This window comes from Parachryseolinea silvisoli (assembly GCF_021190955.1).
Lineage (GTDB): Bacteria > Bacteroidota > Bacteroidia > Cytophagales > Cyclobacteriaceae > Ohtaekwangia > Ohtaekwangia silvisoli.
Map to the genome: position 1 here is coordinate 983,180 of NZ_JAIOAO010000003.1, position 26,538 is coordinate 1,009,717.

At 51.2% G+C, this 26,538-nt stretch carries 25 protein-coding genes; 16 read left to right on the forward strand and 9 right to left on the reverse strand.

Features of this window, described 5'->3' with window-relative positions:
- Positions 1–12 precede the first annotated feature (12 nt).
- From K7P01_RS21100 to K7P01_RS21110, 3 genes are all read right to left on the reverse strand, one after another.
- Complete coding sequence (locus K7P01_RS21100) at positions 13–831, reverse strand: helix-turn-helix domain-containing protein (protein ID WP_267296565.1); 819 nt, start codon at positions 829–831, stop codon at positions 13–15.
- 51 nt (positions 832–882) lie between these two features.
- Positions 883–1,854 (reverse strand): aldo/keto reductase, encoded by a 972-nt coding sequence (locus K7P01_RS21105; RefSeq protein WP_267296566.1) that lies wholly within the window; start codon positions 1,852–1,854, stop codon positions 883–885.
- A 122-nt stretch (positions 1,855–1,976) separates the two neighbouring features.
- The gene (locus tag K7P01_RS21110; RefSeq protein WP_267296567.1) at positions 1,977–2,915 is read right to left on the reverse strand and encodes a M20/M25/M40 family metallo-hydrolase; all 939 of its coding nucleotides are present in this window, start codon (positions 2,913–2,915) and stop codon (positions 1,977–1,979) included.
- 168 nt (positions 2,916–3,083) lie between these two features.
- On the opposite strand from K7P01_RS21110, the gene K7P01_RS21115 reads away from it, so the two are divergent.
- The 4 genes from K7P01_RS21115 (at position 3,084) to K7P01_RS21130 (ending at position 8,079) form a co-directional block, all read left to right on the forward strand.
- The gene (locus K7P01_RS21115) at positions 3,084–4,013 is read left to right on the forward strand and encodes a TolB-like translocation protein (protein ID WP_267296568.1); all 930 of its coding nucleotides are present in this window, start codon (positions 3,084–3,086) and stop codon (positions 4,011–4,013) included.
- Between the two features lie 5 nt (positions 4,014–4,018).
- On the forward strand, positions 4,019–4,894 hold the full coding sequence (locus tag K7P01_RS21120; RefSeq protein ID WP_267296569.1) for a helix-turn-helix domain-containing protein: 876 nt from the start codon (positions 4,019–4,021) through the stop codon (positions 4,892–4,894).
- 91 nt (positions 4,895–4,985) lie between these two features.
- Positions 4,986–6,185, forward strand: a complete 1,200-nt coding sequence (locus tag K7P01_RS21125) for an epoxide hydrolase family protein (protein ID WP_267296570.1) — start codon at positions 4,986–4,988, stop codon at positions 6,183–6,185.
- 349 nt (positions 6,186–6,534) lie between these two features.
- On the forward strand, positions 6,535–8,079 hold the full coding sequence (locus K7P01_RS21130) for a tail fiber domain-containing protein (RefSeq protein WP_267296571.1): 1,545 nt from the start codon (positions 6,535–6,537) through the stop codon (positions 8,077–8,079).
- A 111-nt stretch (positions 8,080–8,190) separates the two neighbouring features.
- On the opposite strand, the gene K7P01_RS21135 is transcribed toward K7P01_RS21130, so the two are convergent.
- The gene (locus K7P01_RS21135; protein ID WP_267296572.1) at positions 8,191–8,691 is read right to left on the reverse strand and encodes a hypothetical protein; all 501 of its coding nucleotides are present in this window, start codon (positions 8,689–8,691) and stop codon (positions 8,191–8,193) included.
- 75 nt (positions 8,692–8,766) lie between these two features.
- Here K7P01_RS21135 and K7P01_RS21140 point away from each other — a divergent pair, with 75 nt between their 5' ends.
- A complete protein-coding gene (locus K7P01_RS21140) occupies positions 8,767–9,441 on the forward strand; it encodes a hypothetical protein (protein WP_267296573.1) in 675 nt (224 codons plus the stop codon).
- A 6-nt stretch (positions 9,442–9,447) separates the two neighbouring features.
- On the opposite strand, the gene K7P01_RS21145 is transcribed toward K7P01_RS21140, so the two are convergent.
- Positions 9,448–11,871: an ABC transporter permease gene (locus K7P01_RS21145; RefSeq protein ID WP_267296574.1), complete on the reverse strand. Its 2,424-nt coding sequence runs from the start codon at positions 11,869–11,871 to the stop codon at positions 9,448–9,450.
- Positions 11,872–12,051: 180 nt separating this feature from the next.
- Between K7P01_RS21145 and K7P01_RS21150 the strand changes: the two genes are divergently transcribed.
- The 7 genes from K7P01_RS21150 (at position 12,052) to K7P01_RS21180 (ending at position 16,931) form a co-directional block, all read left to right on the forward strand.
- Entirely contained in the window at positions 12,052–12,303 is a 252-nt protein-coding gene (locus tag K7P01_RS21150) for a fatty acid desaturase (protein WP_267296575.1), read from the forward strand.
- Positions 12,304–12,521: 218 nt separating this feature from the next.
- Positions 12,522–13,064, forward strand: coding sequence for a hypothetical protein (locus K7P01_RS21155; RefSeq protein ID WP_267296576.1), 543 nt, complete (start codon positions 12,522–12,524; stop codon positions 13,062–13,064).
- Positions 13,065–13,196: 132 nt separating this feature from the next.
- Positions 13,197–13,841 (forward strand): CDP-alcohol phosphatidyltransferase family protein, encoded by a 645-nt coding sequence (locus tag K7P01_RS21160; RefSeq protein WP_267296577.1) that lies wholly within the window; start codon positions 13,197–13,199, stop codon positions 13,839–13,841.
- The gene (locus K7P01_RS21165; protein WP_267296578.1) at positions 13,838–14,791 is read left to right on the forward strand and encodes a phosphatidate cytidylyltransferase; all 954 of its coding nucleotides are present in this window, start codon (positions 13,838–13,840) and stop codon (positions 14,789–14,791) included. Before K7P01_RS21160 ends, K7P01_RS21165 begins: the two co-directional genes overlap by 4 nt.
- Positions 14,791–15,423, forward strand: a complete 633-nt coding sequence (locus K7P01_RS21170; RefSeq protein ID WP_267296579.1) for a lysophospholipid acyltransferase family protein — start codon at positions 14,791–14,793, stop codon at positions 15,421–15,423. Before K7P01_RS21165 ends, K7P01_RS21170 begins: the two co-directional genes overlap by 1 nt.
- A 78-nt stretch (positions 15,424–15,501) precedes the next feature.
- Entirely contained in the window at positions 15,502–16,083 is a 582-nt protein-coding gene (locus K7P01_RS21175; protein WP_267296580.1) for a TetR/AcrR family transcriptional regulator, read from the forward strand.
- 56 nt (positions 16,084–16,139) lie between these two features.
- Positions 16,140–16,931: an SDR family NAD(P)-dependent oxidoreductase gene (locus tag K7P01_RS21180; protein WP_267296581.1), complete on the forward strand. Its 792-nt coding sequence runs from the start codon at positions 16,140–16,142 to the stop codon at positions 16,929–16,931.
- Positions 16,932–17,113: 182 nt separating this feature from the next.
- On the opposite strand, the gene K7P01_RS21185 is transcribed toward K7P01_RS21180, so the two are convergent.
- Complete coding sequence (locus tag K7P01_RS21185) at positions 17,114–17,638, reverse strand: YceI family protein (RefSeq protein WP_267296582.1); 525 nt, start codon at positions 17,636–17,638, stop codon at positions 17,114–17,116.
- A gap of 11 nt (positions 17,639–17,649) precedes the next feature.
- Positions 17,650–19,161 carry a hypothetical protein gene (locus tag K7P01_RS21190; protein WP_267296583.1) on the reverse strand — a complete coding sequence of 504 codons (1,512 nt, stop codon included), beginning with the start codon at positions 19,159–19,161 and terminating at the stop codon, positions 17,650–17,652.
- A gap of 185 nt (positions 19,162–19,346) precedes the next feature.
- Here K7P01_RS21190 and K7P01_RS21195 point away from each other — a divergent pair, with 185 nt between their 5' ends.
- Positions 19,347–20,030, forward strand: a complete 684-nt coding sequence (locus K7P01_RS21195; RefSeq protein ID WP_267296584.1) for a LuxR C-terminal-related transcriptional regulator — start codon at positions 19,347–19,349, stop codon at positions 20,028–20,030.
- 105 nt (positions 20,031–20,135) lie between these two features.
- On the opposite strand, the gene K7P01_RS21200 is transcribed toward K7P01_RS21195, so the two are convergent.
- Positions 20,136–20,735, reverse strand: a complete 600-nt coding sequence (locus tag K7P01_RS21200; RefSeq protein WP_267296585.1) for a cupin domain-containing protein — start codon at positions 20,733–20,735, stop codon at positions 20,136–20,138.
- A gap of 655 nt (positions 20,736–21,390) precedes the next feature.
- On the opposite strand from K7P01_RS21200, the gene K7P01_RS21205 reads away from it, so the two are divergent.
- The 3 genes from K7P01_RS21205 (at position 21,391) to K7P01_RS21215 (ending at position 26,077) form a co-directional block, all read left to right on the forward strand.
- Positions 21,391–23,463 carry a CehA/McbA family metallohydrolase domain-containing protein gene (locus K7P01_RS21205; RefSeq protein ID WP_267296586.1) on the forward strand — a complete coding sequence of 691 codons (2,073 nt, stop codon included), beginning with the start codon at positions 21,391–21,393 and terminating at the stop codon, positions 23,461–23,463.
- A 49-nt stretch (positions 23,464–23,512) separates the two neighbouring features.
- Positions 23,513–24,325, forward strand: a complete 813-nt coding sequence (locus tag K7P01_RS21210; RefSeq protein WP_267296587.1) for a hypothetical protein — start codon at positions 23,513–23,515, stop codon at positions 24,323–24,325.
- A gap of 528 nt (positions 24,326–24,853) precedes the next feature.
- The gene (locus tag K7P01_RS21215) at positions 24,854–26,077 is read left to right on the forward strand and encodes a hypothetical protein (RefSeq protein ID WP_267296588.1); all 1,224 of its coding nucleotides are present in this window, start codon (positions 24,854–24,856) and stop codon (positions 26,075–26,077) included.
- Here the strand turns inward: K7P01_RS21215 and K7P01_RS21220 are convergent.
- Positions 26,074–26,487, reverse strand: coding sequence for a hypothetical protein (locus K7P01_RS21220; protein WP_267296589.1), 414 nt, complete (start codon positions 26,485–26,487; stop codon positions 26,074–26,076). The two genes, K7P01_RS21215 and K7P01_RS21220, sit on opposite strands and share 4 nt — an antisense overlap.
- Positions 26,488–26,538 lie beyond the last annotated feature (51 nt).

The window sequence follows — 26,538 nt, forward strand, 5'->3', positions numbered from 1 at the left end:
GGAAGTCGCCGATCACACACGGCGCAAAGACCATTCGCTCGGTGCCTTGCCAAATTTGTTCTTAAAAGAATTTGAAAAATGAGAGAGGCTTTCAAACCCTAAGTCAAGATATATTTCCGAAGGTTTCTTTTGTTTTTCGATCAACGCGCGAGCCTCCGTCAGTCGTTTTTCTTGCAGCCAATGCCTCGGTGCCATTCCGAATACCTTTTGAAAATCACGCTTGAATCCCGCCAGGCTTCTGCCTGTTAATTCCGCAAATTCTGTAATGGGAATATTATATTGGAAATGGTTGATCATGAATTTTTCCAGATCGATCTTGTAGGGCGCTGAAAAATCAAACAACAAGCCGCCGAGCCGGGGCATGGCATGCAGCAGTAGCTTCACGGCTTCCTTTACCTTCAAAAGCGCTACTTCGTTCGTGATGGTTTCCGTTGGATTGCGCACATACGGCATGACAGATTGAAAATATCCCCTCAGAAAATCATTTGCCGGAATGAGCACATTGGGTGGCCCGACGTATTTCGGTGGCGTCTCCATGTGCTCCTCCAGCGCGATCTTCCGAAGTAAATCCTCTTGCAGCGAAATGACGATCGTCTCATAATCCTCGCCGGGCAGGGGAGTTTTGGTAATTTGCCCGAGTTGATTTTTTCCAATCAGCAGCATCTCACCTTTGGTCAAGGTGACTTTCTGCACAGAAGTTTCCAACGTAAAATGTCCCGATACCACTAACACCAGCGTATTATGTGACAGGAAGCCCACTCTTGCTTTTCGCAGGGTGGAGAGATAGGAGTAGAAAATAACCCCCGGGACCGGTTCAGCTGGATTCGTCATAGCCTAAAGTTATAAAACAAAAAGGGGAAGGGGGGATAAGCCCCCAACCCGTTACCGTTGCAGGTACGTACCGCCCAGGATCGCCCCCGGAGCGAAATGAGTATTAAGCGCATTCAGCTCGTCCGGCGTGAACGTAATCCCCATCGCCTGCGTGTTTTCCGGTAGACGCGATCGACGGCTCATGCTGACCAATGGCATGATATGATCACCTTGCGCATTCACCCAGGCAATGGCCAGCTGTGTTGGCGTAAATCCTTTCGCCTTGGCCAGTTGTTTTAATAGCTCGACCTTCTCCAGGTTCCTGACCAGATTCTCCCCTTGAAAACGCGGGAAGTGGTTTTGATAGCTGTCCGCGGCGAGTGGCGCGCTCATTTCGCCCGTGAGTAGTCCTTCGGCCGTATTGGCGAACGCCACCACGCCGATACCTAACGCTTTCGCCGTAGGTAGCAGGTCGCTTTCAATCTGGCGATCGGCCAACGAATAGCCTATCTCCAACGCCGTAACCGGGTAAACGCTATTGGCCTTGCGCAGTTGATCGGCGGTGATTTCCGAAACCCCCAGATAGCGAACCTTCCCTTCTTTGATCAGATCGGCTATCGTGCCGATCACGTCTTCCACCGGCACACTGTTGTCCAGTCGGCACGGCTGGTATAGATCAATCGTGTCGATCCCCAAACGCACCAACGAGTAGTTGATAAAGTTCTTAATAGCCATCGGGCGTAGGTCCAATCCCAGCCAGTGTGCGCCGTAGAAAATGGCGCCGAACTTAACGCTTATAAACGCATCATCCCGTCTGCCCTTAATGGCTTTTCCGACCAGCAGCTCGTTGTGGCCGCTGCCATAAAAGTCACCGGTGTTCAAAAAGTTAATGCCGTTGTCTAATGCCGCCTGAATGGTGGCAATACTCTCATTTTCGTCCCTCACAGGCCCGCCCCAGACGGGCGACATGCGCATACACCCCAATCCAAGCTTGGATACAAGGGGGCCATTGTTGCCCAGGGCCATCTTCTTAATAGCTGTCATAGCTGATGTTTTTTGTTGACTCATGACAACAAAGGTCAGCGTTTATGCCAGGTGACTGTTTTCGTGCACGGCTCAATTTACTTGCCTGGACGGCTCAATCCAGACCGTGCCGGCGTCCATACTTAATTCGTCAGAATGAAATCCATCTTGGGTTGGTCCATAGAGTGGTCGATTACCTGGCGCTCGATCTCCAGGATAGACTGCAGGGCGTTGTAGTCAATTTTCTCGGCATCGTCACCCGGCTTGTGATAGTCTGCGTGACCACCCGTATGGAAAAAAAGAACGGGAATGTCCTTCTTGTAAAAGGATGTCTGGTCGGAGCCGCCGCTCCCGTCTTTACCGGTATAGAACTTAATGTCGCTTTTGACTCCCTCAAAGATCAAGGGGAACTTCGAGCTTGTTCCATACCCGATCACAGCAACACCGTTCTCGGGATTGTAGCGGCCAATCATATCCATGTTCAGCATCCATTGGATGTCTGCCAACGGAAGGGTAGGGTGATTGGTAAAATATTTGGAGCCTACGAGCCCCAGCTCTTCTGCGCCAAACGCGATGAAAAGCAAATTGTATTTTTCTGTAGCACCATTGGTGGCGTAATACCGGGCAAGCTCCAGCAACCCGGCAACACCGGAAGCATTATCATCCGCACCATTGTGGATCTTCCCAACACCCAGCGAGTCCTTCGAGCTACCCTGGCGGCCTTCGCCCAGGTGATCGTAGTGTGCTCCCACAACAACCGTATAGCGGCCGCCGTTGTCCAGAAACCCGATGATGTTATCCGCCTGGCGAATGCTATCCTTCACCACGACCCGTTTTACCCTCGCCTCGAATGTCTGACGATAGCCCTTTTCGCCCTTCGGCGCCAGGCCATACTTTCTGAACTCCTTTTCGACATAGTCCGCAGCCTTTTTTGCCTGCCGGGAGCCCGTGCCCCGGCCTTTCATCTTGTCATCCGCGAGATAATAGATGTGTTTCTTCAGCTGATCCTGGTCGATCTGTGCCTGGGAAAAATGGCTGAAGACAATAAGAGACAATACCAGAAAGGCTTGAATTTTTCTCATGTTACGTGCATCGTGTTTCCGATGTGTGGTGTGTGCTTTGAAACACGGCCGCCAAAGATAAGCGCCCGGCAGTAAACTGAATATGCGAGGGCGGAAAAGTTTGCACGGGAGTAGGAGACAATCGTTTGTTTAAGTATACTGGTAGCATGTTTTTTACCCCCGATAACCATGACCCGCATCCCCCTCGGAAGTCTTTTCCTGATAACCCTTGTGTGGCTAACCACACAATGCACCCGCGAACAGCGACACGAGGCGTTCATCCTTGATAGCCCGCATTACCCCCAACCGTTGCCGGACTCCGCAGCCTTACGATTTCTTCCCGGTATTGTCAGTAGCGACTCACTGGATTTTAATGCAGCTTTTTCGCGCGACGGAAAACGGTTTTATTTCTCGCGGTCCTACCAGGGCAAGTGGATGATCTACGTAACGGAGTTTCTGAACGGTGCGTGGAGCAAACCGCTGCTGGCCCCTTTTACCGAAGCGGCCTATTCACAGGCCGACCCGTTCATTACGCCCGACGAAACAATATATTACATTTCCAACAGACCGACCCATGCGACCGACACGCTGCCGGATTATAACATCTGGTTCGTGCGTCCGCTGGGCAATGGTACGTGGACAGCGCCGAAGACCCCCGAGGGTATAAACTCCGACAGCACCGAATACTATGTGTCACTGGCAGCAAACGGTAATATGTACTTTGCTTCCGATCGCGCCGGAACGCTGGGATCGCATGACATCTACGTTAGCCAATACATCCATGGAGCTTATACCACGCCTGAAAACCTGGGAGCGGCCATCAATTCCCCCAAAATGGAACACGACCCGGTAGTCACCCCCGACGAGCAATACCTTATTTTTACCGCGGTCGATCGCTCCGACGCGTATGGCAGCGCCGACCTTTACTACTCCCGGTACAGCGACGGCACGTGGGCGCCCGCGAAGAACCTGGGACGCAAATTTAATACCGCCACCTATGAATATTGCACCTACCTCACCCCCGACGGCCAGTACCTTTTTTATAGTACCGACTACGATGTAAAATGGATCAGCACCCGGCACCTGCCGTGGATGGCACAAACAGATGTTGTAAAATAAGCACCATGCAGAAAAAGTTTAACCTGAAGTCGTTCAACCTGTACGAATTCCTGAAACACCAAAACGCGCACAGCCCCAGCCTGCCGTTTTTCTTAGCCGACAGCCACACCTACCGAAACGCCCATGTCAATTTCCCGTTCAGAACATTTTCGTACGGTCTCGGAGTGACCTATACCGGCGTCAGCAAAGACGACATCTTCAGGATCGGCAGCACAGATTATAACCTGAAAGCAGGCTGCCTCACAACCGTGGGCCCCGGCCTCGTATGCCAGTGGACCGGCAACTACACGGCAGAACATGACACCGTATACTTTACAGAGGAGCTGTTTGCGGGCATGCAGGGGAAGCTGTTCTTACAAGCCATGACATTCTTTTTCCACGGCGGCAATCATGTCATACAGCTTACAGCCGAGCAGGTAAAGAAAATGAAGTCCGCGTTTGCGTTGCTCAAAGCGTTGAAGGATGAGAAAGAAGCTATACCGGGCATCGTGCATACCATTTTGATGCTGGCCAATACATATCATTCCATTCAAAACCACAAACCCAAAAGCGCCGGGGTGTCCCGGCGGGAAGAGATCACGCAAAAGTTCAGAAAGCTGGTGGCACAGGACTTTAGCCGGCATAAAGAAGTAGCCTACTATGCCACGAGCCTGAGCATCACCCCCAAATACCTGAGCGAAGTCCTGCAAGCAGAGCTGGGCAAATCGGCAAAAACGTTCATCGACGAGTTTGTGATGATGGAAGCGAAAAGTTTACTCAAGCAAACAACCATGTCCATACAGGAAATCTGCCACTGGCTCGGCTTTGATGATGCCTCGCATTTTACCAAGGCCTTCAAGAAGTTGGTAAAAATCACACCTTCGGAGTACCGCAAAGGATAGATACCGAAATTTGTACCATTTCTTCCGGCATGTCGACTAACGGCGAAGCTATCAGACCGGTAGCTTTGTTCTATGTAACCCCCTAAAACGTATGAATAAATTGTATGTAATCATGTTTGTGCTGCTCTTGTCGGGCAGCGCCTCTTATTCACAAACAAAAAAAACACCGGTCATGAAAAATGTAACAGAATTTAAAGTAGCCGTCGCGCAACCCGTAGTAGACGATCTGAAACACCGCTTACAAAACACCCGTTGGCCCGGCGAAGCAGAAGGCTCTGGTTGGAACTTCGGTACCAGCGAAAAGTACCTGCGCGAGCTCGTGCAGTATTGGCTCACCAAATATGACTGGCGCAAGCAAGAGGCACAACTAAACCAATACCCGCAATATATTGCCGATGTGCACGGCACGAAGGTCCACTTCCAATACATCAAAGGAAAAGGTAAAAATCCCAAGCCGCTGATCCTGACGCACGGCTGGCCTGACAGCTACTATCGCTTTCACAAGATCATACCCCTGCTGACACAAGGCGAGCAAAGCTTCGACCTCGTCATTCCCTCTATACCCGGGTTCGGTTTTTCTGATAAGGTTGCCGTGACCAGCGAGGCCGTAGCCGACCTGTGGAAAGCCCTGATGACCGAAAACCTGGGCTATGACAAGTTCTACGCTGCCGGTGGCGATGTGGGCATGGGCGTGACCAAAGCGCTCGCGTCAAAATATGCAGGCGTGGTAGCCGGTGTCCATTTTACCGACATAGGCTATCCCATGGGCCAGGAAGATCCCGCGACTATGACCGAAGCTGAAAAACAATTCGCACAGTTTGTACAGCAGTGGTGGTATTCCGAAGGAGCTTATGCCATGGTCCATGCCACCAAGCCGCAATCGCTGGCCTACGGCCTGAACGATTCCCCTGCGGCCCTTGCCGCCTGGATGTTGAGCTTCACCAATGCCGGCGCAACGCCCGAGCTGATCGAAGCCGCATGGGGCGGGAGAGATGCGCTGCTCACCAACATCATGATCTACTGGGCAAGCCAAACAGTAGCCACCTCCGTCAGAATGTATAAGGCCGATGCGATCGCCCAATGGAGCGGCGCACAACCGCTACAAAAAAGCAATGTCCCAGCCGGCCTGGCCGTATTCCCAAGAGAAGCGCAATTCCCCAAAGAATGGGCAGAGCGATTTGTAAACGTAGTGAGCTTTAGAAAGATGAAAGAAGGCGGCCACTTCGCCGCCCTGGAAGTACCCGATGCCTTCGCCGGCGAGCTCCGGACATTCTTCTATAGCATTGACTAAATCAACAGGGTGCCGATACGTCGGCACCCTTTCTATGACAAACAGTAAATTGATGCAACCCTTGTGGGTATATCCTCCGGCGCGATGTGTGCAACATCCTGCCATTTGTCGCCGATAGCAGATAAATATACAGGAGTATATTTATTTTGTATTATGAATAGGCGACATCCAGGTAATATAGGCTGCGATCGATTTGGTATATAGTGTGTTTTTGTTACATTGGTAGTAGAATTAATTGTTAGGCGTCAGCTGAATTTCTATATCAGGTTATAGGTTAATTTAATCAATATGTTATGCGGCACGCCCTACAGTCAGTTAAAACGTTAATAAAAACAAATCTCCTACCATTATGAAAACAAACTTTTCCATCCTGGTCTTTATGCTGGCCATTGCCGGCGTAGCCCAGGCACAAGTCACCACGTACGGCACGGGCGCTGGCACCGTGGGCACCCGCAGTGCTTATTACGGCATTGATGCTGGCCGCATATGTCTCCCGGCGAGCGTAGAAAATACTGCCTTAGGTTATCAATCATTGTACTCCAATACGTCGGGTGGCAAAAACACCGCGATCGGTACCGAGGCCCTATACTTTACTACCACGGGGACTGAAAACACCGCCGTGGGTTATCGCGCCGGATACAAGCACACGACGGGAGCCTTTAATACCGCCGTCGGTTCGAATTGCATGGTCAACTTGACCGATGGGGGTGGTAACAGTGCATTTGGAAACGGCACACTATACTATGCCACAAGCGCCTTCCATAATACCGCCCTGGGTGCTAATGCCATGTCCCAGAATACTACAGGAAGCCATAATACCGCTACAGGGGCAGGTGCATTGTATCGGAACACGACGGGCGGGCATAATACCGCGATCGGAATAAATTCCATGTTTGATAATATCTTTGGAACAGCCAATACCGCGGGCGGGAGCCAATCGCTCTCGAAAAACACTTCAGGCAATGAGAATACAGCGCAAGGCTACCAGGCCATGTATACCAACACCACAGGAAGCTATAATACGGCCGTAGGGCGCTCTGCACTCTACAACAACCTAACCGGCAGTGACAATACTGCGGTAGGCTCCCAGGCGGGCCCCTCCAGCGCAAACACAAACCTCAGCAATACCACCGCCATCGGCAGCGGTACCGCCGTTACCGCGTCCAATCAGGTACGCATCGGCAACTCCGCCGTCACCAGCATCGGCGGCCAGGTATCCTGGTCGACATTGTCGGACGGGCGATTTAAAAAAGACCTTCAGGAAAATGTAGCCGGCCTCGATTTTATCAACAAGCTACATCCCGTAAGCTATGTGCTCGATTACGATCGTATTGATAAGTTTCTGGGAATACCCGATAGCGTTAGTGCCAAAAATAGGCTTAATCGCAAAGCTGCTGTCAGACAGGCAGGCTTCATTGCACAGGAGGTAAACACGTTGGTCAAGGAAACGGGTTACACATTCAGCGGCGTGGAGACTCCTCAAAACGATAATGATGCCTACGCCATCCGCTATTCCGATTTTGTGGTACCCCTGGTGAAAGCCGTACAGGAACTGTCAGCCCGTGTGGACAAGCTCACGGCAGAGCTGCTGGAAAAAAAGCAATCAAGCGTATTGTCTACAACTGCCGCGGGTGCCGCGCTTTTTCAAAATGGCCCCAATCCGTTCTCACAGACCACCGCCATAGACATGATCGTTCCAGATGCTGCGCAGCAACCCAACCTGATCATCTATTCGCTTGACGGCAAACAAGTGAGCTCGATTCCTGTGTCGGGTCGCGGTAAAACATCCGTGCAGATACAAGGCAACCAGCTGCCGGCGGGAATCTATTACTACGCACTAACAATCGATGGTCAATTGATCGATGTAAAGAAAATGGTCATAACAGATCGTTAGCGCTAAGGCCGAAAGTCTACGCTTAGTCACCAGATCAAAGAGGTGCCGATACGTCGGTACCTCTTTTTATTTGATACTCTTTTTAGCTTTTCTAATTGTATCCCATGTATACTAATTACCCATCTGATTGACCACCTGTGCCATTTTGCCCAGTAGTTCGCGACGCCTTGCATCATAGCGCGCGTCGAACACCTCCATCATTTCGTCTGTTAACTGACGCTGGATGGCGCATTGAGTCCAGGATTGCAGTTCGATGTCAATCTTTCCTTCCAGGGCAAATTGAGCGAAACCCACGGCGATAACCGCGCTGTCATGCCTGACGATCATCTCTGCATCGAATGCTTCTGCCAGCGCTCGAATCCCCGACTCGCTGGTTTCAAGTGGATTGAATACCGGGTACCCCCAATCTTCGAACAATTCCAGCAGGAACACGGATGGTTTTTCGTCGGCGTGATCCCTTCGCCACTTCGCAAATGTATAGGAAGCATCAGCCCCGTCGTCGCTGCCGAACGGGCCGGCCTCTTCGACAGGGCTCCAATAAAAGTCTTCGTTTAATAAAGCCTGCGCTTTCGGATGCGCGTGCTCGGGCGAAAATTCAAAGTCTTCGTTCATAACTATCGGTGTGAAAAAGCGCTTTAACTGAATCATAAAATTATCATATTTGCCTCGTTTTTCAATCACCAGGCTATGAAGAGACCACCTATCGATGAATTGTTTTTTGAGCTCTACGGGTATTATCCGGAGAAGGCAGGGCAGGGGTTCGAAATGTTGGTGGCCGCTGCACTAAAACTATTAGCGGGGCGGGACATGCCCTATGGCAATGCAGGAGATGAACAGCTGGGCTCACGCGACGGTATGCGGACATCGACGGAAGAGAACGACCAGGGCGGAATCTCAAAGATCACCTTGAGAATGCTCATGCATGTAGCCGAATATGAGCAAGGTGAATTTTCGATTGTCTTTACCGACGATGGCTATGCCCAGTTGGCGCAGCAGGAACCGGAGGGGATAGAAATAACCTCTGAAATGGAGGAGTTCTATGACGCCGGGGGCAACGTGGCCGCCACGCTGGATGAGCTGGGCGATCTGGTAGCGGCAGGCACCACCGGCGAAGACGATTTTATGGCCATCGGCACCTGGATGCTGATCGGTAAGTATTTTAAATACAAAGGCCGGCTCTATGGCGTCCGCGGCGTCGAATATAGCGTTCCCGTGAGAGCCATTAAGTATGTGGTCGTCATTGAAGGTACCGGACGCGCCAACCTGTTCGTGAAATCGGAGTCCGGCGAAATGGACAAACTTGTAAAATACGTCGATCTAAGAACAGCGGCATTTACGGGCGGTAAAGTGATTCAAGTTTAATAGTGCTTATTCACTTTTCAGATTATCCACAGGCTTCACCAATGCCGCTCTACTCGTCTGCGATCCAATCGTGATCACGCCGAATACTATCAGCAACCCTACACCCAGCAAGATCGTTGGCAGATCTACACTCACGTGGTAGGGCAGAAGCTCCAGCCACAGCGCATTTAGAAAATACGCTGCCGGTACGGCAATGACGACCGCCATGAGCAGGATCACAACAAACCCCTTCGACAATAAATAGATCAGCGCTCCGTCACTGCTGCCCAGAATCTTGCGGATGGAGATTTCCTTAAGGCGCGTTTCGGTAGTATAGGTCGCCATGCCCAGCAGACCAAGACAGGAGATCAGGATGGCCAGGGAGGCTACGGTCATGAGGATGTGTACAGCGTCACCGAAGATAAGCTCGTAAAACTTCAACACTTCACCTTCTACGTCTTTACAATCGATCTTCAGACCGGGATTTACGGCGGCCCAGGATTTTTCGATAGAAGCGATTGCCGCCTCGCGGGTGCCACTATACTTTACCTGCACCAAACCATAGCGTGTCGGGTCAACCAGCAGCGCCAGCGGAGCAATTTCGTCCAGCATCGGTGCGTGGTTATAGTCTTTCAGCACACCGATAATCGTCTTGGTCGTGGAATCACGACGGTAGATGACCGTTTCGCCCAGCGCGTCGAGGGGTGTTTTGAATTGCAGGGCCTCGGCGGCTTTTTCGTTGATCACGATAAAGTTCTTATTAGAGGCGCCTCCGTTTGGTGGAAAGAATTTGCCCGCCACCAGCGTCAGGCGCAGGTTGGCCATATAGTCTTCATCTACAATAAATTGGTGGATATAGGTTCCCTCGGCATCTTCCGGTCCACGTCGGAAGCTGTCGCCATCATCAAAACCCGAAGCCAGTATATTGGACGCCGCGGAGACATTCGTGAGGTTATTGTATTTGAGTAGCTCTGCTTTGAGTGCAGCGGCGGAGCTCCCGTTCAAGCGTACCGCGATGTTGTTGTGCATGTCGAAGCCGTGGTCCCTGTACATAAAAAGACCGAGCTGGTTGTACGTTACAATTACACTCAGAATAAAGATCAGTGACACCGTGAACTGCAAGACAAGCAGCACCTTACGCATTCCCACCCGTGACAGCAACTTCACGTTGCTCAGACTCTTGAGTACCTTGACCGGCTCAAAGCCCGAAAGCACCACCGCCGGGAAGAACCCCGCGAGTACGCCCACCGTGGCAGCGAATGCCACAAACAAAGCATATACCATCGAGCCCCCCTGCAGGTCCCAATGGAACAGGCGGGCAAAGTTAAGCTGGAGCAACAGGGGTTTAAGGGCCACCAGGAGTAACAGGGCCAGCACCAGGGCAAACAATGCCACCACTATCGACTCTGTTAAAAACTGCGTGAAGATCTGTACCCGCGCGGCGCCGGTTGCTTTACGGACACCGATCTCGCGTGCCCGCGTCAGGGAGCGTGCGATCGACAGGTTGGTAAAGTTGAAGCACGAAGTGAGTAGAATGATGGCCGCCAATCCCGAGAAAGCATATACGAAGATCCAGGGTATGGAAGGGCCGATGGGGTTGTTAAACAAGTCGCTGGGCGTGATGTCCAGGAGGTGTTGCAAATGGAAGCACATGCGTGCGTCGTCGGGCTTGGCCGGATGCTGGATGTGGTCCCGATAAATACGGTCAAGTGATGCTTGAATCTCCGTGACGTCCTTACCTTCTTCCAGGCGAATATAGGTCCACGTATTCCAAAAATTAGCCCATTGGGTTAGGTCCTGCCCGAGTCCCTGAGCGTGAAGACTTTCCACGGTAGACATACTGGCCAGGGCTTCAAACGCAATGTGCGTCTTGCGCGTCATCTTCTTCAGCACACCCGTTACCGTGTAGGTCCCGAGATTGCCTACTTTAATAGTAAGGCCGAGCGGGTTCTCCTCTTTGAAGAGCTTATCGGCCGCGTGTCGGGTGAGCACCACGGAGTACGGCTTCTTCAGGGCCGTGGCGGCATCGCCATACTCCAGCGCGTATTCAAAGAATGTCAGTGCTTCCGGGTCGGCAAAGTACCCGCCCAGGGGAACGTTGACGTTGTAGTCTACTACTTCCAGCCAGGAGTTTCCAAAGCCGCGCGTAAACCGCACGACTTCTTCTATACCGGTATATTTCTCCAGCAGCTCCTGCCGCAACGGGGGCGCCGAGGTGGACGTTGTTACCCCGTCGCCCGGACTGCCGTCCTCGTTTACATAACCGCTGACGATGCGATAGATGCGGTCGCGCCGGGTATTGAACCGGTCGTAGCTCATCTGGTCTGCCACCAGCATAATGACGGCCATCGCGATCGTCATGCTCACCGCCAACCCAACGATATTGATCGCCGAAAAGAACTTATGCCGCATCAAATTGCGTATGGCTATTATAATGTAATTTTTAAGCATAGGGTAAGCGGTTGAATATAGGGGTTAGAGGCATTATCCCATTGGATGCCGATAGGCAGAAAAATGTTGCAGGTTTTACGAATTAATTCCGAAACCCTGCGTACCGGGTGCCGTTTCCAGGTGTGGAACGGTTTTAAACGATATAGCGATGACGCATGCTGAAGTACTCAAAAAGGTTGAATGGCGCGACCTGCGGTCGTCGGCGAATTCCTGATGGCGTTCTTTGCCGTTTGGACCGTCCACCACGATACCCACGACCACCCGGAGCTTGCCCGCACGCAACGCACAGGCTGGAAAAACAAAATTACATTCAGTATGTTCTACCATCTGGAACATCACCTGTTCCCGGCCGTGCCGACAATCAAGCTACCCGAGCTCGCCCGGCGGATTGATGAAGCGCTGCCGGAGATGGTGAAGAAAAGTACATTCTAAAGAAAATTGCCAACAAGCTCCAGCACTTCGTCAAAATCTATTTCATTGCACCATATGCCCGCGATCCAGGATATGGATTCGGGCGTGGGGTAAATCTCGCGTGTAACACGGCGCCTTTTCCACACTGAAAAACACATCATCGCGCCAAACAACATTGTCACTGCGCAAAAAGACTGCGTACTTCCACTTTATTTTTGCTGGACATTATTTTACAACCTATGGCATACTTATCGCGAGGAGATGGATTTGAAGACTTAAAACCACACGAAATAACCGCGGCTTTGAAGTGGGCACTTCCGAATGCGTTCTGTAACAGCTTCCGGTACTACCCAGGCGTTATTCAAATCAATCTTTCCAATCAGAAGGAAGATCTCACCATCAGGATGGATGCTTCTGAGTTCAGATTGAATGATCAAGAGACGTGGACGAAGTGGATTTCGTCCTATCCATTGAACGCTGAATGTATAAACGGTCCGGAAGAACTTGCAAAAGGAGTTTTGTTGACGGTATTAACGGAACGCATGATCGAGCAGATCGAAATTCTTGACAATGGCGGTCTTATCTTTCAATTTGAAAAGGGATATGAGGTGAAATTTGAAGGAGATGATGACCCGCTGTGCGATCATTCATGGTCAATCGAGATTTTTGATACCCGGAAAGGAATTAAGATAGCAGGGATCATGTGTACAGGAAATGTCATTTATGGAGATGCCTTCGACGGCTTGGCACAGATGATGGCGAAAGACGTGAGGAATCCTTAACGGATACTCTTTCAACGTTTTCGCCCGGTCTATACGTGCCGCTCGGGCAATCATCCACCCGGGCTTAGGTTACAAAATTTCTTTTTTCGAACAGGGATATTATTACTTATTTTTACAGACTAACCACCCTCTATGGATGTAGAATCAAGTAGCCGGCGCCCGATCGCGTCACGGGATTCGGGATGGGCCAGGCGTACCGCGGCGTGGCTTGCCGCAAAGAATGTCTCCCCGAATTTCATTTCCATTCTCAGCATCGTCTTTGCCGGCGTCTCGCTGCTTGCCTTTTTTCTGGCGTACCGCGCCGGTCATCCGGGTATCGGGATGATGCTCCTCGCCATTGTCGGAATACAGGGCCGATTGATCATGAATCTCCTGGACGGCATGGTGGCCGTCGAGCACAACAAAAAATCTGCCGTCGGCGGCATCTTCAATGAGGTGCCCGATCGTGTGAGCGACACGCTCACCCTCTTTGGCGTGGGGCTTATGGCGAAAACAATGCCCTACGGAATGGACCTGGCGTATCTGGCGATTGCGCTTTCTATTGCCACCGCGTACATTCGCACCTTAGGCGCCTCGTTGGGCTGCGGCCATCATTTCCTCGGCCCGATGGCCAAACAACACCGCATGGCATTGATTTCGGTGGGATGTATCATGGCTATTTTTTATGCACCGGTATTCTATTACCTCCTGATCCTGATGAATGTGGGCCTGGTCATCACGTGCTATAGACGGCTGGCAAAAGTCTACTCCCTGCTTCTCACTAACCCCAAACCATGAACAAATTTTTTCACCTCGATTTCCCGGAACAACGGGATATAATGATGGTGGTGATCCTGATCTTCGGGATCCTGATCTTTGCCTCATTACTATTTTTTATTATCGGTAAGCTCAAGCCGCAAGCAAATCTGTCGGAGCTCAAGTCCCGAACGCGCTCCTGGTGGATCATGGCTTCCCTGGTACTGGCCGCCGTATTGATCAACACTACGCTATCCTATGTGGCAATGGCCATGCTGTCGTTCATTGCGTTCCGCGAATTATACTCGGTGCTCGGATTCCGCGAGTCCGACCGCCGCGCCATCTTCTGGGCATACGTATCAATACCGGTTCAATACTACCTGGCCTATATCGGATGGTACGGGGCATTCATCATTTTTATTCCGGTTGTCATGTTCCTGTGCCTGCCGATGCGCATGGTGCTGAAAGGAGACACGGTAGGGATCATCAAATCGATGTCGTCGTTACATTGGATCTTGATGCTCACCGTGTTCGGCCTGAGCCACATGGCGTACCTCTTGTCATTACCGGACCTGCCAGGGTTTACCAGCGGTGGGCGCGGGCTGTTGCTCTTCCTGGTTTTCCTGACAGAGATCAATGACGTCATGCAGTTTACCTGGGGTAAATTGTTGGGACGGCACAAGATCATTCCAAAGGTCAGCCCCAATAAGACCTGGGAAGGTTTTATCGGCGGGGTGATCAGCACCACGCTAATCGGCTATGGCCTGGGCTTTCTCACACCGCTGTCTGATCTACAAGTGCTCTTTGTCAGCTTTATGATCTCCGTGTCGGGATTTGTCGGGGACGTAGTGATGTCGTCGGTAAAAAGAGACATCGGCATCAAAGACATGGGCGCCACTATACCGGGCCATGGCGGCATCCTGGATCGCATCGATTCACTGGCCTACACCACGCCGGTATTTTTTCACCTCATATACTATATCGCGTACTGATGCAGCGGATTATTTTGTGGTTTACACACAGTGTCGTCGGGTGGGTATTCCTTCGTTTTTTTGTCGGTGTCCGTTTTGATCAGTGCAAATTTCTCTTACAAGAAAAGCAGTTCATCATCGTGGCCAACCACAACAGCCACCTGGATACCATGACCATCCTGGCGTCGCTACCCTGGAAGCTGATCGGCAAAGTAAAGCCGGTCGCGGCGGCAGACCATTTCGGAAAGACAAAGACGAAAGCGAAACTGAGCAACTACTTTATCAACACGCTGCTCATACAACGCAAACGGGATAAAGAAAATCCCGGAAATGACCCGATCCATACCATGATAAAGGCGCTCGACGAAGGATATTCGCTGATCCTTTTTCCCGAAGGAACGCGCGGAGAGGCGGAAGTACAGCAACCCCTGAAGCCAGGCGTAGCGCTCGTGTTATCGAAACGTCCTTCTGTAAAATACGTACCTGCCTACATGAAGGGCATGGGAAAAGCCATGCCCAAGAGTGACAGCCTGATTGTGCCGCATGCTTCTTCTATTCTCTATGGCCGGCCGGCGCTAATCCGGAGTAATGACGTGACGGATATTCTGCAACAGATCGAGGCGGACATGAATACGCTGAAAGATAAACACTGAGACATCTTCTTTTAATTCATACCCGATATTGTAAAGTAGGGGATGGATCCTTAATTTTGTGTCAAACGATACAAAAATATGCGCGGCAGGCCTTCTACATTGGATCACGGTCAGGTTTTAGAAAAAGCCCAGCGTGTATTTTGGGAGAAAGGATTTGCCGCGACCTCGCTGGATGATTTGCTTACCGCCACCAACATGGGCAGCGGTAGCTTTTACAACGCCTTCAAAGGCGGTAAAAAAGAGCTGTTCAGCAAGGCTATTCAGCAACGCCGGCAAGCCTTCCAGGCGTTTAAAAACAAATTGAAGACAAGCGATTCGCCCATCGACGAGATCAAAGATTTCTTCCGAAGCATTGCCAAAGCCGATCGCGACACCCACCTGCGGGGCTGTATCATCGCCAACACCGTCGTGGAAATGACGTTCCTGGACGAAGATCTCGAGAAAGAAGCGGTAACAATATTAAAAGAAGTAGAAGCCATGTTCACGGCCGCCATCCGGCAAGGGCAGGAGCAGGGCGTCCTGAGAAACAGGACCGAGCCCGAACTGCTGGGACGTTATCTGATCACGCTCTGGAATGGCTTGAACGTCAGCCGGCGCATGTACCCCAGCAAAAAAGGCCTTGAAGAGCTTATCAATCTTCAGCTATCCGTGATCAGCTGATATTTTTTTCATGAATTTTGTAATGAACGATACAAAAATAGTCTAATCAATCATCTATGGATTTACAACTCAAGCAAAAGACGGCCTTTATCAGCGGGTCGACACAAGGCATTGGATTCGCCATTGCCCAAAAACTGGCAGAAGAAGGCGCAATGGTCATCATCAATGGCAAAGCGGAAGATAGAACCCAGCAAGCGGTACATCGTCTTCGCAGTGCTGTTCCCGGTGCACAGATCTCCGGCGTAGCGGCTGACTTTGCCAACGTCCATGAAATAGAAGCAATGTTGAAGCAACTCCCGACCATTGATATATTGATAAACAACGTGGGCATCTTCGAGCTAAAACCTTTTGCCGACATCGATGATGCTACCTGGACGAAAATCCTCGAAGTCAATCTCCTGAGTGGTGTAAGGGTATCGCGGGCGTTGTTTCCGGCCATGCTGAAGAAAGGCTGGGGAAGAATTCTATTTATCAGCAGCGAGTCCGGCGTGAATGTTCCAGCCGACATGATTCACTACGGCGTAACCAAAACCGCCATGCTCTCGCTGAGCAACGGGCTCTCCAAACTGACGAAAGGCACCGCCGTGACGGTCAATTCTATTTTGGGTGGTCCCACGTATTCCGACGGCGTTGCGCAGACGGTGGAGCAACTGGCAACGGCACAAAACATCTCTGCCGATCAGATGAAAGCGGCGATCATTCAACACACCAATCCCAACGGGTTGCTGCAGCGCTTTATCACCCCGGAAGAAATCGCAAATGTCGCGGCATACCTGTCCAGCCCGTTAGCGGCAGCTATTAACGGCGCATCGGTTCGTGCGGACGGCGGAACATTGCAGGTGCTGTAATAGCCGGAATTGTATCCACGTGAGACACAATGGTTGCTGGCACAGGTCTAGCCCCGAGACGGGGCTAGACCTGTGCCAGGTGTGCTGTAGCCAAGGAGTTGTATTCATGTTGGAATGTGAGCACCTGTGCCGGATGTGTAACGACAACTGGCGCAAGTCTCTGACCTGGACACAGTCTCCAGCTAATGGACTACATGTGCTTCCACCGTAACCGCCACAATATTACCAGTAATGAGACTTTCCTCACCCAACCCAAAGTCCAGACGATTGACTGTAAACGCTCCCTGGTAAACCAACGTATCGCCCTGTTGTTTTCGCGTAAAGGGAATAGTAACCGATCGTGTTATAGACTTTATGATAAGGTCAAAATCTCCCGTATACCGGTTGCGTCCCGTCTTTTTGATCGTACGCGACTGTAACCGCACCAGCGGATAACGGCCGGCATCGAAGTAATCGCGCCGGGTCAGATGCTCATCGCGTATCGTTATTCCCGTGCGTACCGAAGCAGCCTGCGCGGTAACCACGATCCTGCTGGTTTTCAGATTCTCCGGATCGAAGTGAATCGCAGCATCCGCTACCGCCATCGTTCCGCTAACATCAATGCCTGCATTCTGAATCGTAAACCGGATGCTATACGCGGGCACCAACACGGAAGGCTCATCCGCGGTATACCCCAGGAGGAAGCTGACAATAAAGATGATCATCATCGCGTGTAGCGTTATAAGGTTTTCATAAAGGCAACAAGGGCTTTCTTATCGGCGTCGCTCAACGCCAATCCGAAGGGATGTCCTTTCACAGCCATGGTCTTTACGTGCGGTGGTTTAAAACCGGTAGGCACGTAGTCTGGCTGCAGGCGCCGGGGGTCCAGTATATCTTCCAGCGCGGCCAGGGGGCCGTTGTGGAAAAAAGCTTCCCGGTACCACACGCCCCGCAGCGAAGGGATCTTATAGTATCCTGTTCCGCGCCGGGTATACAAGGTCGAGACAGAATCGGTGTGGACGGAGACATTGAAGATGTCATACTTCGCATAGTGATCTTCCGGTGGCTCGAAGCCACCGGCGGGCGTGAGTTTGTTGTTTGTATACAGCGGAGGTGTATGGCAGGTAACACAGCCGGCGTTTTTGAAGACCTGCTCGCCGCGTTGCAGTATGGCGCGCGGAAATGTATTCGGATTTTTGGGAGGTTTCAGAGAATACAGGTACTGCGTCAGCGCATAGAGCTGGGCATCCGAATAACGTTTCCCTACGTACCCGAACGGATGGCTCCATTCGGCAGGCGCCGGTAACGTTGCGTTGTTCTTTCCCCCCGGCATAAAGCCGTCGTAAGACGTGAGCATATCCATACCCTGGTTGAAGGCGGCATACCGCATCATATCGCCCGGTCCGTCGTGGCGCATCAGCCCCGTGTGATCCAGGTACCGTATGTCCCGGATACCGACCAGGCTGGGCACGGCGAAGGGATATAGGTGCCCACCACCTTGCCGGTCGATAATGCCCTTGGTTTCCTGCCGTACATAGTCGGCCATATCTTTTCCCGACACCGGGCTGACGGGCAATGTCTCCGGTGCCCAGGGGGCATAGTTCAGCTGCCGCGAGGCATGCTCCAGGTAAGGAAAAGGAATGTCACCGCGTTCCAGCGCGCGGGCGAACCCTTCACCATTAAAAACATTTCCCTGCCCGCCTGGAACAACAGTACCATCCGGCAGGATGTGTGTATGGCAAGTCGCACACGACATCGATCCCAGCATCAGCGCGCCGTTGCCATCAATGACATATTGCAGCGCCGGATAGACACCTTCTTTGGTAAGCCTGCCCCTTCCCGCGCTAAAACGATCGAGATCCAGCGCAGAAACACTGTCCTTTACAGGCGTGTAGGCCATGGGCCAGTGGAATACCAATGCACCGGCGTTGATCCAATCTTCCGGTGTCTTCAACCGGGCCGGGTCAAAGACAATCTCCGGTTTGCATGCACGAAGAGAATCCAGGTATCCACGCTTCTCGAACTCCCGCACATAGACTGGAAACGCGCGATAAATTTTGTGCTCCGGCAGGCCATAATAGTATTCCTCCGGAGCGTATTGAACGCGCACACTGCTATCGGGCGGCGGCAAATGGAATCTGTGAATAGCGGGCATGTCCCACGTTCTCGGAATAATTTCCGGTGGCCCGTGAAAAGCCATGATCCAAAACAACACGAGTATACCAATGCCTGCCATCAACGTTTGCTTCATAAGAATTGAGTTTTTTTTGCAAAGTTTTCTCGAATCGCGTTTCCAGCCAATAGTACCAAAGGATCAATTCCGGAAAAATCCGGTCGACCATCCACGGAATAAAAGGCGCAGCGGAAAGCTGGTAACAAATAGGTGACAATAAAGCACGGATGCACGGGCTGATTTTCCGTTAGAGGAAATTATCTATGAAAAAAGACCCACGTTCAGCAGCATCCGCCTTTGTAAATCTATTTCCACCGCAAGAATCCTCCCGTCCGCAATACACACAATTCCGGGCGGAAATGGATAAGGAAGTCATTTTACGCCACTTGCATTTTACCGAGCAGATATTTCCACACTGTGCCATCATGCTCTGCCCGGTATCGCATTCCACGATCAAGTATATGAGCCCGAATTGTGATTCTGTCATCGGGCAATCGCATCAGTTGTTGGAGAAATTGGACCTGCCCGACTTCTTCGCCATGATCCATCCCGACGATCTGCCCGCGGTAACGCAGTGCTTTGAGTTCATCCACGGATGTGAGCCATACGATCCGGCAGCCCATCGGTTCACGCTCTACTACCGGTTCAAAAACCAGCTGGGTGAATACATCTATATTAAGAATGAGAACATCGCCGTCAAGACGGATCACGACAGCTACCTCTACCTCATCCTGATCGAAAGCCTGGAAGGGCAGGAGAAATTCCACCAGGTGAAGCTCGATATTTTCAAAAAAATAAAGACCGCGTTTGTGAAAGTGCATACGTACAATCCCCGGCAGAAGCATGAGATCACGCCTCGGCAAAATGATATTGCGCACTATATCGTAAAAGGCTTCTCCAACAAAGAGATCGCCGATAAATTAAAAGTCAGTGTCTTCACCGTCTAGAACCACAAGCAGCTCCTGTTCAAAAAAATGAACGTAAAGAACAGCATGGAGCTCGCCAGCCAGGTACGGGCGGGCAACCCCGACAACGTGTAGCGCACCGCTGCGCTAGAGCACCGAAGCTTGCTTTTGAACCGTAGCTTTCTGCCTGCAGTATTTTTCCAGTAGCATTTGTTCCACCTTGTTACGTTTTCCATACCAGGCAAGAGCTTTGAGCAGGGGAGAGATTAGGGAAAGAATACCCGGTAACTTCGAGTTGCCCATCTCTCCGCAAAGCGCCAGGTGAACGATGCTTTTGGGAATGCCGTTCTTGTTGGTTTCTCCATCGCGCGCCAGACCATACAGAATGCGCAGCATATTCTCTGCGCCCGTATGCCCCGGTGTAAACAACAGGCGGAACGTTACGTCCTCGTTCGTCGGGTTAAAAAAGCGGTGTATATCGCCCGGTTCAACGGTAACCGATTCTCCCGGTAACAGGATGCGGTCCATACCCTGCAGCGAGACACCCAGCTGCCCTTCCAGCACTGTAAAGGTTTCGCAAAAGGCCGTATGCTTGTGAAGAGGATTGCCGCCGAGTGGCCCCAGCGTTATCTCCAATTCGGAATATTCTCCCTGCGTCTCCGCTGACGTTTTAACAAATGTACAGGTGTCTTTGAATATCGGATTATAGATTGCGTCCATGAGCGTATGTTGATTGAGATTGATCATGTCGCAAAGTTTAGCGATCGTTGCATCGTAATAAATAGTACGAAAGAACTAATTTAGGTCAAAGAGTGACTGGTTCAATTCTCTGACTTGGACATGTCTAAAAACCGCCTTGCCAGTCTAAGACTGGCAACAGTTTTAGCCACAAGTGCCACACCTGCGCTAACGCTTGGTGTTTATACTTGCGCCAGGTCGGAACACAATGGCAATGGTTGCTGGCGCAGGTGTTAAGTGCCGAGCGTTAGCGCGGGCGCGTCACCTGTGCCCAGTATGGTGGCGGTCTCCTGACCGCCGTGGGCAATAGTGATAAAAGAAACAATGGCAAACGCTGTTGTCAAAGATGTTAGCAGGAATACATAACTCCTGTGGGTGCAGCCTCCGGAATTGTATCCACGTGGAACGTAAATTAACGAGACAGGAGGCAGGACACGGGACGATGATGTTTCCAGGACAGAGGACCGGACTGAGTACACGACAGAGCACCGGACAGAACGCAAGACACATTATATAAACGGTATAAACAAATACAAACATTGAAAACATTTTAAATGCTAACATGCATCCCATCCAATTTTTAATTTTTTTTTGCCGATCTTACAACCTCCGGCCACAAAAAAAATGACATCCGGGCGGGCGACGATACATCAACGTAACAACTATGCGATACAAACTTCTTTTGCTACTCGTTCTTTCCGGCTCGGCACTGCATGCGCAGGTAGGCGTAGATATGAAAGGCTTCAACAGGAAGAACGGCGCATCGGCCGTAGCCAAAGGCGACCTGTTGATAGTATCATGGCCCGCAGGGGAAAAGAAGACAGGCAAGCTGGTGGTCGATCTTTCCGCCGGGCGCCCCGTCTTCAAGAGCATCGAGCTGCAGGAGGGAGACAAGAGCCACCCGATCGCCACCGGCCTCGACGCTGCATTTCTGCTGACCGTCGGCAAGCGGGACCTGGTGTCGCAGAATGGCTGGAACATCTTCTTCGATAAAGTCCCGAACAAGCCTTTCCGCTCGTATAACATCGAGCTCCAGAAGCTTTCCGCTGCCGTGAGCAGTGTGGGAGCGAGAACAATGATCAGCATTGGTTCTCTAAAAGCACCCGGGTTCACGGGCACGCTGGAGGTCACGTTGTACAACGGAAGTCCCCTGATGAACATCGCCGCTGTGATGTCGACAGAAATAGATTCAACGGCCATCCTGTATGACGCCGGGCTGGTGTCGAAGACGGCCTGGGAGAAAATCGGGTGGAGCGATGTCGACGAGCAGATGAAGTCCATGCACGCCAGCCCCAACGATAGTGCTACGCTCCTGAAGGTGAAATACCGGACCATCATCGGCGAGAACAGCCAGGGAAGCCTCGCGGTATTTCCGGCGCCGCACCAATATTTCTACCCATTGGATGAAGCCTTCAACCTGAAATTCGCCTGGGCCGGAAATCACTACCGACGTATGGTCAAGGGTTACGGCATTGGCATCCGGCAGGACTTGTTTGGCGACCGGCGGTTTGTGCCCTGGTTCAACGCCCCGCCGGGCACAAAGCAACGACTGAATTTCTTCGTGCTGCTCAGCAGCGGAAACTCGTCGGCCGCCCTCACGGAAGTCAAGAAGTTTACCAACAACGACCGCTACGTGGCGCTGCCCGGATACAAAACCATGGCAAGTCATTTCCACAATGAGTTTATCATGAAGGTGGTCCTGGCGAACAAACCCATTCCCGAATCACCGACCTTCGTCGACGTCTTCAAACGTACCGGTGTCGACATCGTCCACCTCGGTGAGTTTCACTACACGGCCCATCCCAAAGGCCCGGACAGCCTTCGCTTGAAAGAGCTGCGGGCATTGTTCCAGCAATGCGAGCGGCTTTCGACAAAAGATTTTCTGCTGCTGCCCGGAGAAGAACCGAATGAGTTCCTCGGCGGACACTGGCTGCAGCTATTCCCAAAGCCCGTATACTGGATCATGTCGCGAAAAGAAGGAATGCCCTTCGTCACGGGCGAGGCCGGCTACGGCAAAGTATATCGTATCGCGAACGAAGCCGAAATGCTGGCGCTGTTGAAAAGCGAAAAAGGCCTCGCATGGACCGCTCATCCGCGCACGAAAGGCTCCACGGGATACCCGGACAAGTATAAGGACGCACCTTTCTTTAAGGATGAACGCTTCCTGGGCGCCGCCTGGAAAGCGATGCCCGCCGATCTTTCCCTTCCCAACCTCGGCAAGCGTGTGCTCGATCTCATGGACGATATGAACAACTGGGGCGACCGCAAGAAGGTACTGGCGGAAGCAGACCTCTTTACCATCGAGCCCGAGAACGAGATGTATGCGCACCTGAACGTTAACTACCTGAAGCTCGACAAGCTGCCGGAATATAAAACCGGCTGGCAACCCATCGTAGATGCACTCGATCAAGGCAAGTTCTTTTCATCCACCGGCGAAGTACTAATCCCCGAATTTACCGTCGACGGAAAAAGCACCGGCGACGAGATTGCCGTCACGGGCCGCAAATCAGCGATCACGTTCAAACTAACCTGGACGTTCCCCATGCACTATGCAGAGATCGTCTCCGGCGACGGTACGAAGGTTTATCGCGAGCGAGTTGTATTGAATGATACGCGCAGCTTTGGTCAGCAAACGATTAGCAAGTCCGTTGATCTCACCGGCAGAAAGTGGGTTCGGCTGGAGGCGTGGGATGTCGCGGCGAACGGCGCGTTTACGCAGACGGTGTGGATTAAGTAGTGATCTCGTATAAACGGTGTTATACACTATTGGGCGGCTCTTACACACTATGAAAATTACTATAACTATTGTTCTTTTCTTTTCACTCGTTACGTTTGGGGAGACGCAAGCCCAAAGCGTTATTTTAGAAGATTCCATCGGTGGCAGGATGGCACAGGGAAAGTTCTTTTACAACAGAACAAACGTGGCAGCGAATTTTTATGAGAAACCTACTTACCTGGTCGACTCCGTTAAATTCTTTTATCAGAGGTCCGGTGATACGCTGATTTATTGGACGACATCGGGAAGTACACCCTATGAAAAGAATGAACTAAAAAAAATTAAGAAAAGTAAAGACTTTGGAACGCGCTTGCAGCAGGGTTTAACATTAACGGATGGGAGAGTCGTTATCCATGAACTAAGGGCTGTGCGATTCCTGATCCGGAATGACTCTCTTTTTGAGGAAGGGGAAATTTATGATATCGATGCGCGCGAGATGGCAGCAATACGAGACCGTTATGATAAAATGCGAAGCGCTGAAGCAACCGAGCAATTTTTAGAGATTATGCGTCAGCATAGGCATAAAACGTTTGTTGCAATTTTTTGCCCACGGTTCTTTGACGATGGATCTCGTTTGCAGGAGGTGAAGGACTCAAGAACGAAATGTCCGAATGCCGTTAGGCTCTCTAATTATTGGGTAGTAGATTCGGTCAGGTACTATGAGTTCGTGGTGTCGAATAATTGCGGTCTTTCGGGTGAATCCAAATGGGGTTATACCGTATCCGAAAATTTTGACTTCATTCGATTTGGCGGGTACAGTAGCAAAGAAATCAGGTTTTTGACAAAAGAGCAGAGCAAGCTCCAGGAATTGGTAAAGGATTGAGAGCAGAAACTTGTGCCTGGGGAGTCCGGTCACACGTGCCATACCTACGCTAACGCTTGATCCTGCCTGCCGGTAGGCAGGGTTTACACGTGCGCCAGCAAGTCGTACGCGACGACCCATGTCAATAATTTATCCTTATTTTTTTTGAATACAATGTACAGGGCGATGCTGTATATACCGGTATATAACGATCAATAATTTCCCCAATCCTCATGGATATACCTTCAGTTGTAAACATTCTGTACAACTATCCACAAATTTATGTTGATAGCTCTCGCTGAGAGTCGTTCAATAGCCAGCTAATGGAGTGGATATCCTACTGATAACATAATTTTAAGCCATTTATACACCAGTCATGACCGTGATCTATATACGTCTTGGTCATTTGATGGTCCGGTGGAAAAACTAAAAAGTATAGATGTACAATTGATAGTCTTCTGGCTGACACTCCCTATATTGTACGCGGAAACAGTTGCGCCTCTCGCGACCGTTTTAAAAACCGATCGTTTTATTAACAAATAGTAGCCTATGGCCTTTTTAGAAGAACTTAAAATTACCGGCAGTCTCGGTAACCTCAGCTTTTATAAAATGCGCGGCGTAGACAAGATCGTCGTGCGGCGGAAGGGTGGCGCCCCCAGGGAATACGTCAAAAATTCACCCACCTTTAAAGTGCCGCGGCTCAATATGAGTGAATTTGGCGGATGCTCGAAGATGGGCAAAGAGGTGCGCTTTATGATGCACCCCGTGCGTGTCTTATCCGACTATAACTTTAGTGGTTTTATTAATAAGGCGCTCAAGATCGTGCAGAAACAGGATGGCATCGGCGAATTGGGTCAGCGCTCCATTATGCTATCGAGGCATCCAGGCTTGCTGGCGGGCTTTCAGCTGAATAAAAATACGATGTTCGACTCGGTGCTCCGTACGCCCATTACCTATGTACTGGATCGTAAGACTTTGTCGGCCCGCGTGAATATACCGGCCTTGCTGCGCGACATCAACTTTCATCCCAATAATAGACATGCACGGTTCTGCATCGACGTCAGCCTGGGCATTGTACCGGACTTTAATTTTGATCCCAAGGAGGGTGCCTATAAACCTTCCGCGTGGTATACGACCATGTTTGCGCCAAAGAGCGTATCCTCACCGTGGTTTCCCGCCCTGAAGGGATCGCCTGCGACATCGCTGGAAATAGCACTCACCGACCAGGTGCCGGCGGATGACTCATATAGCCTGATGCTGACGGTGGGTGTACGGTACGGTTCGCCGATGGAAGACGATGTCGTAAAGGATGTGAAACGTGCCGGCGTTGCTAAGGTTATTGCTGTAGCGGGGCGTCCGGAGGGTGAAGGGTCGGAGAATAAACAACCTGGAACAGTAAGTAAGGTAGAAGGTGTTGGGTATGATGGAGAAAAGCAACCTATAACATCGGTACAATCGGTGGCAGCATGTACGTTTGGGTGGCGTTCTGCTACAGCGAATCAGCTTGTAGAATCCGCAGCGTATGCTGACGATCGGGTGAAGGCCGAAGTATTGCCCCTGCCGGAAAACAATCCAGCGGACTATACATATACTCCAGACCAGCCGGAGACAAGCCCCGCGCCAGGTATCTCGACTTGTCAGGACCCCAAGGCGGGTCTAAGACTCTTGCCAGGCGCGGTGAGCGATACGGCTACTCAAACGCCCTGCGAGACTACTGCGATCCCTCCGTTTCAGGAGGCTCACGACGCACGTAGCGACGACGAGGATGGCTAGTCAAAGGGTAATAGCTCTGGCGCGAGGAACGTGGCTTTCGCGTGTGCGGATTGGAAGATGTTCGTTTGATAATGTGTGTTGAGCAGATCTTTGAAGTTTGTCTTTAGCTGGCTGTTTTCCGAGAGGAAAGTGACAAAGTCAGAGCTGGACGATCGTATCTTGAAGTGCTGGACGGCATAGACGGCGGCTATAGTGACAGTCTCATTGTATTTATCGGCCGCGCCGACAGCCTTTGTATAGTGCTTTAGTTGCTGAACGACATGCTCGATGGCGGTTTCCAGTCCGTACTGGTTCAGATGGTTCCAGGCAAGCCGAAGATGGGCTTCATGGGTGAAGACAGCCGGGTCGAGCACGGCGTTGGCGAATTGTTGCTCGAATTGGGCGTCGGTCAGGGAATAATGACTTTTCATAGGAACTATATGTACGAAAGAAGCCGTGCCGGGGTTTTCTTTTCGGCGAAG

Coding starts and splice junctions, on each gene's coding strand:
- K7P01_RS21100 (WP_267296565.1), bottom strand. CDS start 831: ATGACGAATCCAGCTGAACCGGTCCCGGGGGTTATTTTCTACTCCTAT.
- K7P01_RS21105 (WP_267296566.1), bottom strand. CDS start 1,854: ATGACAGCTATTAAGAAGATGGCCCTGGGCAACAATGGCCCCCTTGTA.
- K7P01_RS21110 (WP_267296567.1), bottom strand. CDS start 2,915: ATGAGAAAAATTCAAGCCTTTCTGGTATTGTCTCTTATTGTCTTCAGC.
- K7P01_RS21115 (WP_267296568.1), top strand. CDS start 3,084: ATGACCCGCATCCCCCTCGGAAGTCTTTTCCTGATAACCCTTGTGTGG.
- K7P01_RS21120 (WP_267296569.1), top strand. CDS start 4,019: ATGCAGAAAAAGTTTAACCTGAAGTCGTTCAACCTGTACGAATTCCTG.
- K7P01_RS21125 (WP_267296570.1), top strand. CDS start 4,986: ATGAATAAATTGTATGTAATCATGTTTGTGCTGCTCTTGTCGGGCAGC.
- K7P01_RS21130 (WP_267296571.1), top strand. CDS start 6,535: ATGAAAACAAACTTTTCCATCCTGGTCTTTATGCTGGCCATTGCCGGC.
- K7P01_RS21135 (WP_267296572.1), bottom strand. CDS start 8,691: ATGAACGAAGACTTTGAATTTTCGCCCGAGCACGCGCATCCGAAAGCG.
- K7P01_RS21140 (WP_267296573.1), top strand. CDS start 8,767: ATGAAGAGACCACCTATCGATGAATTGTTTTTTGAGCTCTACGGGTAT.
- K7P01_RS21145 (WP_267296574.1), bottom strand. CDS start 11,871: ATGCTTAAAAATTACATTATAATAGCCATACGCAATTTGATGCGGCAT.
- K7P01_RS21150 (WP_267296575.1), top strand. CDS start 12,052: ATGGCGCGACCTGCGGTCGTCGGCGAATTCCTGATGGCGTTCTTTGCC.
- K7P01_RS21155 (WP_267296576.1), top strand. CDS start 12,522: ATGGCATACTTATCGCGAGGAGATGGATTTGAAGACTTAAAACCACAC.
- K7P01_RS21160 (WP_267296577.1), top strand. CDS start 13,197: ATGGATGTAGAATCAAGTAGCCGGCGCCCGATCGCGTCACGGGATTCG.
- K7P01_RS21165 (WP_267296578.1), top strand. CDS start 13,838: ATGAACAAATTTTTTCACCTCGATTTCCCGGAACAACGGGATATAATG.
- K7P01_RS21170 (WP_267296579.1), top strand. CDS start 14,791: ATGCAGCGGATTATTTTGTGGTTTACACACAGTGTCGTCGGGTGGGTA.
- K7P01_RS21175 (WP_267296580.1), top strand. CDS start 15,502: ATGCGCGGCAGGCCTTCTACATTGGATCACGGTCAGGTTTTAGAAAAA.
- K7P01_RS21180 (WP_267296581.1), top strand. CDS start 16,140: ATGGATTTACAACTCAAGCAAAAGACGGCCTTTATCAGCGGGTCGACA.
- K7P01_RS21185 (WP_267296582.1), bottom strand. CDS start 17,638: ATGATGATCATCTTTATTGTCAGCTTCCTCCTGGGGTATACCGCGGAT.
- K7P01_RS21190 (WP_267296583.1), bottom strand. CDS start 19,161: ATGAAGCAAACGTTGATGGCAGGCATTGGTATACTCGTGTTGTTTTGG.
- K7P01_RS21195 (WP_267296584.1), top strand. CDS start 19,347: ATGAAAAAAGACCCACGTTCAGCAGCATCCGCCTTTGTAAATCTATTT.
- K7P01_RS21200 (WP_267296585.1), bottom strand. CDS start 20,735: ATGATCAATCTCAATCAACATACGCTCATGGACGCAATCTATAATCCG.
- K7P01_RS21205 (WP_267296586.1), top strand. CDS start 21,391: ATGCGATACAAACTTCTTTTGCTACTCGTTCTTTCCGGCTCGGCACTG.
- K7P01_RS21210 (WP_267296587.1), top strand. CDS start 23,513: ATGAAAATTACTATAACTATTGTTCTTTTCTTTTCACTCGTTACGTTT.
- K7P01_RS21215 (WP_267296588.1), top strand. CDS start 24,854: ATGGCCTTTTTAGAAGAACTTAAAATTACCGGCAGTCTCGGTAACCTC.
- K7P01_RS21220 (WP_267296589.1), bottom strand. CDS start 26,487: ATGAAAAGTCATTATTCCCTGACCGACGCCCAATTCGAGCAACAATTC.